The organism is Marinococcus sp. PL1-022, assembly GCF_033845285.1.
Taxonomy (GTDB): domain Bacteria; phylum Bacillota; class Bacilli; order Bacillales; family Marinococcaceae; genus Marinococcus.
Genome location: NZ_JAWXCX010000001.1, coordinates 2083706 through 2097350, shown reverse-complemented (window position 1 = coordinate 2097350; position 13645 = coordinate 2083706). Strand labels below are relative to the sequence as shown.

Below are 13645 nucleotides of genomic sequence, written 5' to 3'. Positions count from 1 at the left end.
ACGAATTAAAACTTCTTCAAAAAGTTGTTGACATTCATTATTCAAAAATGATAAATTATAAAAGTCGCTGTTTAGCGGCAGATCGTTCTTTGAAAAGGAAAGACAAGCCAGAGCCCCAAAGAAAAGAACCAAATTTAGGGCATTTCGGATGCCACAGCATCAAACTTTTTACGGAGAGTTTGATCCTGGCTCAGGACGAACGCTGGCGGCGTGCCTAATACATGCAAGTCGAGCGCGGGAAGCCGGCGGACTCCTTCGGGAGGAAACCGGTGGAACGAGCGGCGGACGGGTGAGTAACACGTGGGCAACCTGCCGGACTGATGGGAATAACCCCGGGAAACCGGGGCTAATGCCCAATGCGCCCTGACCTCGCCTGAGGTCAGCGGTAAAGCAGGGATCTTCGGATCCTTGCACAGTCCGATGGGCCCGCGGCGCATTAGCTAGTTGGAGAGGTAAGGGCTCCCCAAGGCGACGATGCGTAGCCGACCTGAGAGGGTGATCGGCCACACTGGGACTGAGACACGGCCCAGACTCCTACGGGAGGCAGCAGTAGGGAATCATCCGCAATGGGCGAAAGCCTGACGGTGCAACGCCGCGTGAGTGATGAAGGTTTTCGGATCGTAAAGCTCTGTTGACAGGGAAGAACCCACGTCAGTCGAACAGGCTGGCGTGCTGACGGTACCTGTCCAGAAAGCCCCGGCTAACTACGTGCCAGCAGCCGCGGTAATACGTAGGGGGCAAGCGTTGTCCGGAATTATTGGGCGTAAAGGGCACGCAGGCGGTTTCGTCAGTCCGATGTGACAGGCCACGGCTCAACCGTGGAAGGCCATTGGAAACTGCGAAACTTGAGGACAGAAGAGGAGAGTGGAATTCCACGTGTAGCGGTGAAATGCGTAGATATGTGGAGGAACACCAGTGGCGAAGGCGACTCTCTGGTCTGTACCTGACGCTGAGGTGCGAAAGCATGGGGAGCAAACAGGATTAGATACCCTGGTAGTCCATGCCGTAAACGCTGAGTGCTAGGTGTTAGGGGTTTCGATACCCGTAGTGCCGAAGCTAACGCATTAAGCACTCCGCCTGGGGAGTACGACCGCAAGGTTGAAACTCAAAGGAATTGACGGGGGCCCGCACAAGCGGTGGAGCATGTGGTTTAATTCGACGCAACGCGAAGAACCTTACCAGATCTTGACATCTTCCGCTACGCCTCGAGAGAGGCGGTTCCCCTTCGGGGGACGGAATGACAGGTGGTGCATGGTTGTCGTCAGCTCGTGTCGTGAGATGTTGGGTTAAGTCCCGCAACGAGCGCAACCCCTAATCTTAGTTGCCAGCATTCAGTTGGGCACTCTAAGGTGACTGCCGGTGACAAACCGGAGGAAGGTGGGGATGACGTCAAATCATCATGCCCCTTATGATCTGGGCTACACACGTGCTACAATGGATGGTACAACGGGATGCGAACCCGCGAGGGGGAGCCAATCCAGAAAAGCCATTCTCAGTTCGGATTGCAGGCTGCAACTCGCCTGCATGAAGCCGGAATCGCTAGTAATCGCGGATCAGCATGCCGCGGTGAATACGTTCCCGGGCCTTGTACACACCGCCCGTCACACCACGAGAGTTTGCAACACCCGAAGTCGGTGAGGGAACCCTTCTGGGACCCAGCCGCCGAAGGTGGGGCAGGTGATTGGGGTGAAGTCGTAACAAGGTATCCCTACCGGAAGGTGGGGATGGATCACCTCCTTTCTATGGAGCAGTACCCCGGTCCCGCAGGGACCGGGCAGGGGCCTGGCTTGGCTTTCCTTTTGAGAGACACGATCTCTCTATTTGTTTTTTGCACGTGGGACCTTGACAACCGAATACCGAGACCAACACACAAGCAACACAAGGCTGCCGGCTGTTTCGGCCGGCGGCCGCGTCGAAGAATGACCGCGTATCGAGTGGTTAAGAAGAAAAGGGCGCACGGTGGATGCCTTGGCACTAGGAGCCGAAGAAGGACGCGACGAACGGCGAAACGCTCCGGGGAGCTGTACGTAAGCTTTGATCCGGAGATGTCCGAATGGGGAAACCCGCCTTCCGTCATGGGAAGGCGTCCGGCCGCTGAACACATAGGCGCCGGACGGTAGACCCGGAGAACTGAAACATCTTAGTACCCGGAGGAAGAGAAAGCAAACGCGATTTCCCGAGTAGCGGCGAGCGAAACGGAATCAGCCCAAACCGGGATGCTTGCATCCCGGGGTTGTAGGACCCCCGCACGGCAGGCGGGGAGGATAGGCGAAGCGGCCTGGAAAGGCCCGCCAGAGACGGTAACAGCCCGGTAGCCGACATCCTCCCCCCGCCGGGGGTATCCTGAGTACGACGGGACACGAGAAATCCCGTCGGAAGCTGGGAGGACCATCTCCCAAGGCTAAATACTCCCTAGTGACCGATAGTGAACCAGTACCGTGAGGGAAAGGTGAAAAGCACCCCGGAAGGGGAGTGAAACAGATCCTGAAACCGTGTGCCTACAAGAAGTCGGAGCCCGTTAAGGGGTGACGGCGTGCCTTTTGTAGAATGAACCGGCGAGTTACGCTCGTCTGCAAGGTTAAGCCGCAAAGGCGGAGCCGCAGCGAAAGCGAGTCTGAAGAGGGCGATGCAGTAGGCGGGCGTAGACCCGAAACCAGGTGATCTACCCATGACCAGGGTGAAGGCCAGGTAACACTGGCTGGAGGCCCGAACCCACGCAAGTTGAAAATTGCGGGGATGAGTCGTGGGTAGCGGTGAAATGCCAATCGAACCTGGAGATAGCTGGTTCTCCCCGAAATAGCTTTAGGGCTAGCCTCGGGTATGAGAGTCCTGGAGGTAGAGCACTGATTGGACGAGGGGTCCTTCCCGGATTACCGAATTCAGTCAAACTCCGAATGCCAGCGACTTGCTGCCCGGGAGTCAGACGGCGAGTGCTAAGATCCGTCGTCGAGAGGGAAACAGCCCAGACCACCGGCTAAGGTCCCTAAGTCTGCGTTAAGTGGAAAAGGATGTGGAGTTGCTTAGACAACTAGGATGTTGGCTTAGAAGCAGCCATCATTGAAAGAGTGCGTAATAGCTCACTAGTCGAGTGACTCTGCGCCGACAATGTACCGGGGCTAAACGCAGCACCGAAGCCGTGGACTCTCCCGCATGGGAGAGATGGTAGGGGAGCGTTCCAGGGGCTTTGAAGCCGGACCGTGAGGACCGGTGGAGCGCCTGGAAGTGAGAATGCCGGTATGAGTAGCGAAAAGAAGGGTGAGAATCCCTTCCGTCGAAAACCCAAGGTTTCCTGAGGAAGGCTCGTCCGCTCAGGGTTAGTCGGGTCCTAAGCCGAGGCCGAAAGGCGTAGGCGATGGAAAACAGGTTGATATTCCTGTACCACCTCCGTTCCATTTGAGTGATGGGGGGACGCAGGCAGGCACGGCCGCGCGCTGCTGGACATGCGCGTTGAAGCTGGCAAGGCCGGGGGAGCGGCAAATCCCTCCCCCAGACGGCCAAGCGGTGACCAGGAGGGCCCTACGGGGCCCGAAGGGCCGGCACCTACCCTGCCAAGAAAAGCCTCTAGCGAGGAACGTGGTGCCCGTACCGTAAACCGACACAGGTAGGTGGGATGAGTATTCTAAGACGCGCGGGAAAACTCTCGTTAAGGAACTCGGCAAAAGGACCCCGTAACTTCGGGAGAAGGGGTGCTCCCCGGGGTGAATAGCCCCAGGGAGCCGCAGTGAAAGGGCCCAAGCGACTGTTTATCAAAAACACAGGTCTCTGCGAAGCCGTAAGGCGAAGTATAGGGGCTGACACCTGCCCGGTGCTGGAAGGTTAAGAGGAGGCGTTATCCCCCTTCGGGGGGAGAAGCGCCGAATTGAAGCCCCAGTAAACGGCGGCCGTAACTATAACGGTCCTAAGGTAGCGAAATTCCTTGTCGGGTAAGTTCCGACCCGCACGAAAGGTGCAACGACTTGGGCACTGTCTCAACGAGAGACCCGGTGAAATTATAATACCTGTGAAGATGCAGGTTCCCCGCGACAGGACGGAAAGACCCCATGGAGCTTTACTGTAGCTTGACATTGGATGTGGGTACCACTTGTACAGGATAGGTAGGAGCCATCGAATCCGGACCGCCAGGTTCGGAGGAGGCGCTGGTGGGATACTACCCTGGTGGTATCGACATTCTAACCGCAGGCCGTGATCCGGCCTCGGGACCGTGTCAGGTGGGCAGTTTGACTGGGGCGGTCGCCTCCCAAACAGTAACGGAGGCGCCCAATGGTTCCCTCAGAATGGTCGGACATCATTCGCAGAGTGCAAAGGCACAAGGGAGCTTGACTGCGAGACCTACAAGTCGAGCAGGGACGAAAGTCGGGCTTAGTGATCCGGCGGCACCGCATGGAAGGGCCGTCGCTCAACGGATAAAAGCTACCCTGGGGATAACAGGCTAATCTCTCCCAAGAGTTCACATCGACGGGGAGGTTTGGCACCTCGATGTCGGCTCATCGCATCCTGGGGCTGAAGTAGGTCCCAAGGGTTGGGCTGTTCGCCCATTAAAGCGGTACGCGAGCTGGGTTCAGAACGTCGTGAGACAGTTCGGTCCCTATCCGTCGCGGGCGCAGGAAAGGTGAAAGGAGCTGTCCTTAGTACGAGAGGACCGGGATGGACACACCGCTGGTGTACCAGTTGTTCCGCCAGGAGCACTGCTGGGTAGCTACGTGTGGACGGGATAAGTGCTGAAAGCATCTAAGCATGAAGCCCCCCTTAAGATGACCTTTCCCCTCTACGGAGATAAGACCCCTTGAAGATGACGAGGTAGATAGGTCCGGCGTGGACGCATGGCGACATGTGCAGCGGACGGATACTAATCGGTCGAAGTCTTATCCACGCACAGCACGATACGCGGCCGTGGCTGCGGTCTCGGTATTTGGTTGTCAGGGCCCGACGGGCCAGTCCGGTGGCAACAGCGAAGAGGATCCACCCGTTCCCATGCCGAACACGGAAGTTAAGCTCTTCAGCGTTGATGATAGCCGGGGGTTCTCCCCCCGTGAAAGTAGATCGCTGCCGGGCTTTTTTATTATATTCCGCAGTAGCTCAGTGGTAGAGCAATCGGCTGTTAACCGATTGGTCGCAGGTTCGAATCCTGCCTGCGGAGCCACTGGAGAGCTGTCCGAGTGGCCGAAGGAGCACGATTGGAAATCGTGTAGGCGGCATTCCCGTCTCGAGGGTTCGAATCCCTCGCTCTCCGCCATACATATTTATTTCAAAGGCCCGTTGGTCAAGTGGTTAAGACACCGCCCTTTCACGGCGGTAACACGGGTTCGAATCCCGTACGGGTCACCAACATGGAGGATTAGCTCAGCTGGGAGAGCACCTGCCTTACAAGCAGGGGGTCGGCAGTTCGATCCTGTCATCCTCCACCATATATTTTATATCGCGGGGTAGAGCAGTCTGGTAGCTCGTCGGGCTCATAACCCGGAGGTCGTCGGTTCAAATCCGTCCCCCGCAACCAATAGGGCCTGTGGTGTAGCGGTTAACATGCCTGCCTGTCACGCAGGAGATCGCGGGTTCAAATCCCGTCAGGCCCGCCATTTTACCTTTATTCATATTGACAAACAAAATGAATAAGGTATAATTTCATTCGAGTCGTAAACATGTCACTCGAAATTAATTACTCAATATGGCTCGATAGCTCAGTCGGTAGAGCAGTGGACTGAAAATCCTCGTGTCGGCGGTTCGATTCCGTCTCGAGCCACCATTTAAAAAACGCCGGTCTAGCTCAATTGGTAGAGCAACTGACTTGTAATCAGTAGGTTGGGGGTTCAAGTCCTCTGGCCGGCACCATATGTGGAGGGGTAGCGAAGTTGGCCAAACGCGGCGGACTGTAAATCCGCTCCTTCGGGTTCGGCGGTTCGAATCCGTCCCCCTCCACCACTTATACAGGGGTATAGTTTAATGGCAAAACAGCGGTCTCCAAAACCGCCAATGTGGGTTCGATTCCTACTACCCCTGCCATTTTTAATGTGTTATGTTCATATGGCGGTTGTGGCGAAGTGGTTAACGCACCGGATTGTGGTTCCGGCATGCGTGGGTTCAATTCCCACCAATCGCCCCATATTGGATAATGGGCTATAGCCAAGCGGTAAGGCATCGGGTTTTGGTCCCGTGATGCGCTGGTTCGAATCCAGCTAGCCCAGCCAATTGCGGAAGTAGTTCAGTGGTAGAACATCACCTTGCCAAGGTGGGGGTCGCGGGTTCGAATCCCGTCTTCCGCTCCATTATCAACATAAGCATTGAGCCATTCTCTGGAATGGCGGTATAGCCAAGTGGTAAGGCACGGGTCTGCAAAACCCTTATCCCCCGGTTCGAATCCGGGTACCGCCTCCATTATTAAAGAGAAGCAAACGCCTGCCGGGGTGGTGGAATTGGTAGACACACAGGACTTAAAATCCTGCGGTTGGTCATCAACCGTGCCGGTTCGAGTCCGGCCCTCGGTACCATTTTTTAGTTGAACGGCGAAGTGGCGGAACCGGTAGACGCGCTTGACTCAAAATCAAGTGTCCTCTGGACGTGTGGGTTCGAGTCCCACCTTCGCTACCATTTAACGAGCCAGGAAGACGTTTCTAATGGGAAACGTTATTTTTATCTTAGATTGTCAATTTAAGCGCAACACTTCTTCATGAAACACATTTTCCGTGGTATTCCCATGTAGACAATTTCTGGGGCGGCGATGAATCAGTCCGATGACGTAGTCCACTTCCTGCTGGCTGAGGCGAGCTAAATCCATGCCCTTCGGGAAAAATTCCCGGAGAAGGCCGTTGGTATTTTCATTGGTTCCCCGCTGCCAGGCGGCATAGGGGTCGGCGAAATAGACGGGCACGCTCCGGGCTTCGAGGGCGGGAAAGCAGGCGAATTCTTTGCCCCGGTCCACCGTTATGCTTTCAAAGACACCACGAGGATACTGGTCCATCAGTGTTTCCACGGCAGTGGCTACGGTTCCGGACCGCCGGTCCGGCATGGGAACAGCTAACAGGTACCGGCTTTTGCGTTCGGTGAGCGTCACCAGGCAGCCCTTGCTTTTTCCACGCGATGAAACAATGGTATCCATTTCCCAGTGGCCAAAGGTTTGTCGGGTCTCGACCACGGCAGGGCGTTCCTCGATGCGCCGGCCGACCGTGAAACGGCCACGGCTTTCCCGCACTTTCTTCCGTTTGCCCTTCTGGCGAAGGCAGCGCAGGTCTCCCTTCGCCAATAACCCCTGGTACAGCCATCGATAGATCGTCCCGCATCCCACCGTAACCCCCGGGGCGTACCGGGCAATTTGTTCGGGCGACCAGGTGGCATGGAGATGATGGGTAATGGCTTGAAGCAGCTCGGGCGTCGCTTTGCCTTTTCGCCCGCAGGCCTTCCGCCGTTGATGATAGGCTTTCTGCGCCTGAGCGGCCTGATACGTATCGGAGGATGCCTGGCGCCGGCGTTCCCGGGAAATGGTCGATGGATGCCGGCCCAGAAAAGCCGCAATTCGCCGGATCGACCAGTGGAGGCTCGTCAGAGCCTCTAGTTGTCCTCGTTCGATCATGGTAAGATGAGAGTAGCTCATGGTATCCCTCCGTGTGAGTGTTTGGTGGTACTTTCATTTTACACTGGGATACCATGGGTGTTTTTTATTTTTTTACGTGTTGCACTTAATATTACAATTCAAGTTATGTTTAATTTTAAATGCTGAAGCTGTGCATAAAGAAAAAGTCTTTCCTTTTCAAAAAAGGAGAGACTTTTTTTATAGTCATAAGGAGAGCTCCCAGACAGGGGAAGCTGCGCGCAGAAGACGGCTTTCGGAGGTGCCGCCGTGTATTTGTGTAAACATGTTTCCAACCGCCTCAGTAAGTTCAGCAGCTGACTCTTTGGAAAGCTGTGGCCGCATAAAGGTTAATTGTATTGCTGTAGTAGTCGAACGGCTGGTTCGGCTGTACAGGCCTGGCCCGCTTAATGAGGCCAATGTTTTCTTGCGATCCTTGGCTATAATTTGTCCGTACATCGGGTGGAGATGATTTTCAGTAATCTGAAGCTGATCCTGCTCCACACCGAAGCCGATTTTTACATAATCGAAAACAGTATCTGCATCGATCAATATAACCGGAGTTTCATACTGCAGATTAAAAAAATGAATAAGGTCTTCACCGGAGTGCTCAGAAGGCGGGATATTATCTGCCTGTAAGTTTTTGTACAGCTGCTCATGAAGAGGCGGAAGAGACCGGTCAATAAGCCCTGCGTGTTCTAATATTTGTTGCCACTGCCGAACACCTGTATAGTCATAGATAGACTGGTCAAGCAGATCCATCTGGATTTGTTTATGAAAGAAGTCCATCCGCCCCCGGAGCATTCCCGGGGAGTCATCAATAACGATGTCACGGTAGATGTTGACGCCGCATTGAAAAGAAGGAATAATTTTAAAAACAGCAGAAGAAATAGAAATGTCTTTGAGCATATATATCCCCCTTTGTGTCTAGCTCATAATGTATCATATCACTTTTACAGACTCCGGCGAAATGATTTATAAAGGAGGGCCGTCCATGCGAACGGCAGAAGAATTAAAAGAGGAGATTCAGGTGTTTGCGGAGTCTATCGGTATCGATAAAGTAGGCTTTGCCTCCGCCTCTCCTTTTGTGACTTTAAAAGCGAGGCTGAAAGAACAGCAGCGGCTGAACTACCAATCCGGCTTTGAAGAAGACGATATTGAAAAAAGAACCCATCCCGAGCTGCTGCTGACGGAAGCAACAACGATTATCTCTATCGCTCTCGCATATCCAACAAAGCTTCCGGATGCGCCAAAAAATCGCCCGGGAGCACGCAGAGGCCAGTTTTGCAGGGCCTCCTGGGGAAAGGATTACCATGATGTGCTCCGGGATAAATTAAACCAGCTGGAGGCCTTTATACAAGAAACGGTGCCCGGGGCTGAGTGCAAATCCATGGTTGATACCGGTGAATTATCGGACCGGGCGGTCGCGGAGCGGGCCGGCATTGGATGGAGCGGAAAAAACTGCGCCATTATTACTCCGGAGTTCGGTTCGTATGTATACTTAGGCGAAATGATTACAACACTTTACCTGCCGGAGGATACGCCGCTGATGGATCAATGCGGCACGTGCAACCGCTGTGTGGATTTATGCCCAACGGATGCTTTGATTCAGGGGGGACAGCTTGACGCGAAAAAGTGTATTGCTTATTTGACGCAGACGAAGGAGGCTCTGCCGGAGCGCTACCGTCATAAGCTTGGTAATAGACTATACGGTTGTGATACCTGTCAGCAGGTGTGTCCGGAAAACAAGGGCGTGGATTTTCATAATCATCCAGAGTTTGAACCCGAGCCGGAGGTAGTTAAGCCACTGCTCGAACCGTTATTAACCATTTCCAACAGAGAGTTCAAGGAAAAATTCGGGTATATTGCTGGCTCCTGGAGAGGAAAAAAGCCAATTCAGCGTAATGCGCTGATTGCCCTCGGCCATATGAAAGAAAAATCCGCGATTCCAACGATCATACAGCTGCTGCGCGACGATCCGCGGCCGGTCATTCGCGGTGCCTGTGCCTGGGCTCTGGGAGAAATGCCCACGCAGGAAGGGATAGAGGCTCTGCATACTGCTAACAGTAGAGAAGAAGAGGCAGAAGTGCTTGAAGAGGTCACAAAAGCATTGGATAAAACCTCCCCGGAACGAGTATAATAGAAGAAAATGTAATAAGGAGGATCTTCATGGAAGTTTTTGCCGCATCACAAGCAATTAACGGTATTGGTGAAGTGACTGTAGTATTGTATAAAGCTCGAGTCTGCATGCTGCACTTCGGTTCGGTGGAAGAAAACGAAGACCGGATAAACTTATGGCTGAAAAAACACATTGGAAGTTCATGCGAACTGCGGGAAGAATTGCATCCGATGCATAATGAAGTTTTCCGGGAGCTTGAAGAATATGCGGCGAACGAGCGCACTACGTTTACCGTGCCGCTCGATATGAGGGGAACGCCTTTTCAAAAGAGAGTGTGGCAGGCACTTCAGAGTATTCCTTATGGAACGACGAAATCATATGCAGAAATTGCTGAGGAGGCCGATTCGCCGAAGGCTTTCCGGGCAGTGGGAATGGCCAATAATAAAAATCCGGTTTCCATTATCGTTCCATGCCACCGGGTCATTGGTAAAAACGGGAAAATGGTAGGATTTGGCGGAGGAGTACATTTAAAAGAAGGATTGCTTGCATTAGAAAAAGCGCAGGCAGTTTCGTGGTAGAAAAAGAAGGAGAGAGCGACTTGGCTTTACATGTAGTGTTATTTCAACCAGAAATACCGGCGAACACCGGAAATATTGCAAGAACGTGTGCGGGGACGGACACCCACCTGCACCTGATACGACCCCTTGGATTTTCCACGGAAGACCGGATGCTCAAGCGCGCCGGCTGTGATTACTGGCCGAATGTGCAGATTCACTATTATGATTCACTTGAAGAATGGATGGATACGTATCCGGAAGCGGAGTTCTTCTTTGTAGAGACAGTAGGATCGTCGTCATATACCGTTCATGACTATTCAGATCCTGCAAAAGATTATTTTTTTGTGTTTGGACGTGAAACAACCGGTCTGCCGGAATATGTGACAGAGCAGTACCGGGAAAAGTGCATCCGGATACCCCAGAATGATAAAGTCCGTTCCTTGAATCTTTCTAATACGGCAGCTATTTTAGTATATGAGGCGCTTCGCCAGCAGGCATTTCCACAATTACAATAATGAAAGAGGGATCAGGATGTACGTTGTTATAAATGAACTCGAGGTACCCGCAGAAGCAAAAGAACAAATCCAGGAACGCTTTGGTGCCAGCGCTGAAAAGATGAACCAGGTGCCGGGATGTCTGGAGTTTTTGTTTTTAGATGAAGCGACCGAAGATGGAAAACAGCTTGTTTTTACAAAATGGGAAACCAGGGAAGACTTCGAAAACTGGCTCGAAAGTGACTCATTTAAATCTTCTCACCGGGCAGGAGGCCAGGAAAAAAGAGAGAGTGCTGCGACCGGTAACCAGATTCGCCAATTTCGTGTAGTCCATGCCAGTTAACTCTGGAGGCTCGTGGTGAAAAATGCGTATTTAACCAGTCATTTTCCGATTCTTGCCATTTTGTTTTTTTGTTTATCCTTTGGCATGTGGTCGCAGCAGTATATCGCCGCTTTTTTAGAATCTGCCGGCATTTATCAGGGAATGCTCGAATTTTTTTCAGACAATGGAATTAAATTAACCATGCTTTTTGTACTTATGCTTGTGTTTTTTATGATTATTGCTGCATTAAAATTAATTTCAGATACGATGATGGGGCTCTCCCTGTTATTTTTTCTGAGTGAAGAGAAAGGGGATATCCGCTCCTATCTTCAGGGCTGCGCATGGATCTATTTAACGGCAGGGGGCGTATCACTGTTCCTTACTTCCCATCTTTATGTACTCGGTGGGCTTTTCATAGGAGCGACGCTTGCGTCGTTTGTCTATTTGATTATTCGCCTGGCTCCTTCCCTTCGTTTTACCGGAGTGGCTGGTTTTTTACTTCTGCATCTATCCTTCTGGGGGCTGTTTATCTTTGGCACGGGCTACGCCGGCCTGCGGCTGTACAATAGTTTTCTGCATAGTTTGCCAGTATAAAAAAGCGGACGGTTAAGGCTGTCCGCTTTTTTCGTATAGTAATGGGTACATCGTCTTCCAGAAAGAAATGGCGCTGTCTTCGGGATTTAAAGGACGGGGCTCGTCGTACCCATGCCAGACTCCCATGGTGTATCTGCTGTCATAGCCGGCAAACCAACTGTCTTTGGTATTGTTGGATGTACCGGTTTTACCGCTGACGTCTCCCACCTCTTTTAGAGTTGAAGCCGTTCCTGAAAGGACGGTGGTGCGAAGGGCTTCACGCATCTGGTCATTTGTTTCTTTAGACCATACGACTGTTTCCTTCGTTTCCCATTCAAACAGAATCTCTCCATCTGCATCAGTAACAGAAGTAATAGCACGCGGCGGTTCATACGTGCCGCCGCTGGAGAATACGGTATAAGCACTCGTTAACTCCACCGGGGAGACCCCGTACTCAATGCCGCCGAGGGCGGCGGCGTATTGCCTGTCTCCCGGGGTTAATTTTGACCACTCAAATTTTTCAAGGTACTGAAAGGAAGCGTCCAGTCCATTTTGATGCATGAGACGCAGAGCAGAAGTATTGTAGGAAAAGGCAAGAGCATGTTCAATCGTTACCCTGTCCTTTGTCGTACCGCTCTCATTTGCGGGACAATAGGAGGCTGCGCAGTACTTTTCTGTGGAGACCAGGTCGTTGATAGAGCGCTGTTTTTCTTCAAGGTACGGTCCGTAGACGAGCAGTGGCTTCCATACCGAACCGGGCTGCCGGTATGCCTGAAAGGCCCGGTTGAATTCATATTCCTGGTAATCTGCCCCGCCGCTTATTGCCGTAATAGCACCGGCCTTGTGATCAGCTATGACAGCGGCCCCTTCAATATTCCGCTGCTGCCAGTAGGAGCGGGATTCTTCTGTGAGCATGGTCTGCAGATCAGAATCCATGGCGGTATGGATCGTAATGCCGGACTGAAGGAGCTGCTCTGTACGTGTATCAAGCTCTTCGGAAAGAGCTTCTTTCTCGCTCTCCGCCGCCTGATTTATCCGTTCAGTCCAGCCTTCGTTTTGAGCAACAAGCTGTCTGAATTCATGCTTCACGTAATCGGTATAATCAGGATAAGGGTTGGCTTTGCTTTTTTGTAAATCTACAGAGACCGTTTCTTGGGCAGCCTGTAATTTTTCCTCAGCAGTTATAGCTTCGGTCTCTTTCATTTTTTCCAGGATCCACTGCTGCCGCTCCCTGGTCCTGTCCGGATGATCAACGGGGTGGTAGTAGGACGGATTAGCCGGAATGGCAGCCAGGAAAGCTGCCTGTGCAAGTGAGAGATCACTGCTTGGTTTGCCGAAATAAGAACGGCTCGCCGTTTCAAATCCGTAAATGCCTTCGCCGAAATAAATAGTATTCATGTACATTTCCAGAATTTCATTTTTTGTATAGGTTTGTTCAAGCTGATAGGCAAACAGAACCTCGGCAACCTTTCGTTCATACGTCTGCTGGTGGGAAAAATACATATTTCGTGTCGCCTGCTGCGTGATCGTACTTGCGCCTTCTTCAATGCTGCCACTGCTGGCATTGCTTATAAAAGCCCGGACAACGCCTAAAGGGTCGATGCCCTGATGCTCGTAATAATTTTGGTCCTCTGTTGCAATAAAAGCAGCTCTCGCATGTTCGGGAAAATGGGAGAGGGAGACGTACCGCCGGTTTTCCTCCGGCTGAAATTCAGCAATTTGACTGCCCTGCCGGTCGGTCACGTAGCTGTTCTGGGCAATTGGCACGCCGGAGACGTCAATCTGCTCCTCGAGGAAGGAAGAGAGAGCCTGCGTGCTGGTCATTTCCTTTGCAAACAGGCAGTAAACGACGGCCCCGCCGGTTATAAATAATAGTATCCATAGAAGTCCTAAAAGTTTTCTCATGTGTGCAATTCCTTCGCTTAAGGATATTTATTATATCGACAAAGAGAGCTTTAAGGTTTAAAAAGAAAGTACCCGTATAAATATGATATAATGCCTCTAGCCTGCGCGGATTTTCGG

8 protein-coding genes, 16 tRNA genes and 3 rRNA genes are annotated in these 13645 nt (G+C 52.2%); 24 read left to right on the top strand and 3 right to left on the bottom strand.

Annotated elements, in window-relative coordinates:
* Window positions 1-167 precede the first annotated feature (167 nt).
* The 19 genes from SIC45_RS10830 to SIC45_RS10740 all read left to right on the top strand — a co-directional run bounded on the left by SIC45_RS10830 (window position 168) and on the right by SIC45_RS10740 (window position 6582).
* Window positions 168-1740, top strand: a 16S ribosomal RNA gene (locus tag SIC45_RS10830).
* A 196-nt stretch (window positions 1741-1936) separates the two neighbouring features.
* Window positions 1937-4870: ribosomal RNA gene (locus SIC45_RS10825) — 23S ribosomal RNA — on the top strand.
* Window positions 4871-4935: 65 nt separating this feature from the next.
* A 5S ribosomal RNA gene (rrf, locus tag SIC45_RS10820) occupies window positions 4936-5052 on the top strand.
* The 16S, 23S and 5S rRNA genes sit together here with 16 tRNA genes alongside, the layout of an rRNA operon.
* Before the next feature lie 13 nt (window positions 5053-5065).
* Window positions 5066-5140, top strand: a tRNA-Asn gene (locus SIC45_RS10815).
* Between the two features lie 2 nt (window positions 5141-5142).
* A tRNA-Ser gene (locus SIC45_RS10810) sits at window positions 5143-5233 on the top strand.
* 17 nt (window positions 5234-5250) lie between these two features.
* Window positions 5251-5325, top strand: a tRNA-Glu gene (locus SIC45_RS10805).
* A 4-nt stretch (window positions 5326-5329) separates the two neighbouring features.
* A tRNA-Val gene (locus tag SIC45_RS10800) sits at window positions 5330-5405 on the top strand.
* Window positions 5406-5417: 12 nt separating this feature from the next.
* Window positions 5418-5494: transfer RNA gene (locus tag SIC45_RS10795), tRNA-Met, on the top strand.
* Between the two features lie 3 nt (window positions 5495-5497).
* Window positions 5498-5573: transfer RNA gene (locus tag SIC45_RS10790), tRNA-Asp, on the top strand.
* Window positions 5574-5664: 91 nt separating this feature from the next.
* A tRNA-Phe gene (locus SIC45_RS10785) sits at window positions 5665-5740 on the top strand.
* Window positions 5741-5750: 10 nt separating this feature from the next.
* A tRNA-Thr gene (locus SIC45_RS10780) sits at window positions 5751-5826 on the top strand.
* A 5-nt stretch (window positions 5827-5831) separates the two neighbouring features.
* Window positions 5832-5916, top strand: a tRNA-Tyr gene (locus SIC45_RS10775).
* A gap of 7 nt (window positions 5917-5923) precedes the next feature.
* Window positions 5924-5997: transfer RNA gene (locus SIC45_RS10770), tRNA-Trp, on the top strand.
* Window positions 5998-6021: 24 nt separating this feature from the next.
* A tRNA-His gene (locus SIC45_RS10765) sits at window positions 6022-6097 on the top strand.
* A 10-nt stretch (window positions 6098-6107) separates the two neighbouring features.
* A tRNA-Gln gene (locus SIC45_RS10760) sits at window positions 6108-6182 on the top strand.
* A gap of 3 nt (window positions 6183-6185) precedes the next feature.
* Window positions 6186-6260, top strand: a tRNA-Gly gene (locus tag SIC45_RS10755).
* A gap of 34 nt (window positions 6261-6294) precedes the next feature.
* A tRNA-Cys gene (locus tag SIC45_RS10750) sits at window positions 6295-6369 on the top strand.
* A 23-nt stretch (window positions 6370-6392) separates the two neighbouring features.
* Window positions 6393-6482, top strand: a tRNA-Leu gene (locus tag SIC45_RS10745).
* A gap of 14 nt (window positions 6483-6496) precedes the next feature.
* Window positions 6497-6582: transfer RNA gene (locus SIC45_RS10740), tRNA-Leu, on the top strand.
* Between the two features lie 55 nt (window positions 6583-6637).
* Here SIC45_RS10740 and SIC45_RS10735 read toward each other — a convergent pair.
* Together SIC45_RS10735 and SIC45_RS10730 are read right to left on the bottom strand one after the other, a co-directional pair.
* A complete protein-coding gene (locus SIC45_RS10735) occupies window positions 6638-7582 on the bottom strand; it encodes an IS30 family transposase (RefSeq protein WP_319630748.1) in 945 nt (314 codons plus the stop codon).
* A 183-nt stretch (window positions 7583-7765) separates the two neighbouring features.
* Complete coding sequence (locus SIC45_RS10730; protein ID WP_319632146.1) at window positions 7766-8467, bottom strand: hypothetical protein; 702 nt, start codon at window positions 8465-8467, stop codon at window positions 7766-7768.
* 85 nt (window positions 8468-8552) lie between these two features.
* Between SIC45_RS10730 and queG the strand changes: the two genes are divergently transcribed.
* Genes queG through SIC45_RS10705 form a run of 5 tightly spaced genes read left to right on the top strand, consistent with a single transcriptional unit; the run spans window position 8553 to window position 11644 of the window.
* Window positions 8553-9698, top strand: a complete 1146-nt coding sequence (gene queG / locus SIC45_RS10725; protein WP_319632145.1) for a tRNA epoxyqueuosine(34) reductase QueG — start codon at window positions 8553-8555, stop codon at window positions 9696-9698.
* Window positions 9699-9727: 29 nt separating this feature from the next.
* Complete coding sequence (locus tag SIC45_RS10720) at window positions 9728-10255, top strand: methylated-DNA--[protein]-cysteine S-methyltransferase (RefSeq protein WP_319632144.1); 528 nt, start codon at window positions 9728-9730, stop codon at window positions 10253-10255.
* A gap of 20 nt (window positions 10256-10275) precedes the next feature.
* Window positions 10276-10749, top strand: a complete 474-nt coding sequence (gene trmL / locus SIC45_RS10715) for a tRNA (uridine(34)/cytosine(34)/5-carboxymethylaminomethyluridine(34)-2'-O)-methyltransferase TrmL (protein ID WP_298788168.1) — start codon at window positions 10276-10278, stop codon at window positions 10747-10749.
* A gap of 16 nt (window positions 10750-10765) precedes the next feature.
* Window positions 10766-11071 (top strand): antibiotic biosynthesis monooxygenase, encoded by a 306-nt coding sequence (locus SIC45_RS10710; protein WP_319632143.1) that lies wholly within the window; start codon window positions 10766-10768, stop codon window positions 11069-11071.
* A 15-nt stretch (window positions 11072-11086) separates the two neighbouring features.
* Window positions 11087-11644, top strand: a complete 558-nt coding sequence (locus tag SIC45_RS10705) for a DUF5366 family protein (protein WP_319632142.1) — start codon at window positions 11087-11089, stop codon at window positions 11642-11644.
* Window positions 11645-11656: 12 nt separating this feature from the next.
* Here the strand turns inward: SIC45_RS10705 and SIC45_RS10700 are convergent, their stop codons facing one another.
* A complete protein-coding gene (locus tag SIC45_RS10700; protein ID WP_319632141.1) occupies window positions 11657-13528 on the bottom strand; it encodes a transglycosylase domain-containing protein in 1872 nt (623 codons plus the stop codon).
* Window positions 13529-13645 lie beyond the last annotated feature (117 nt).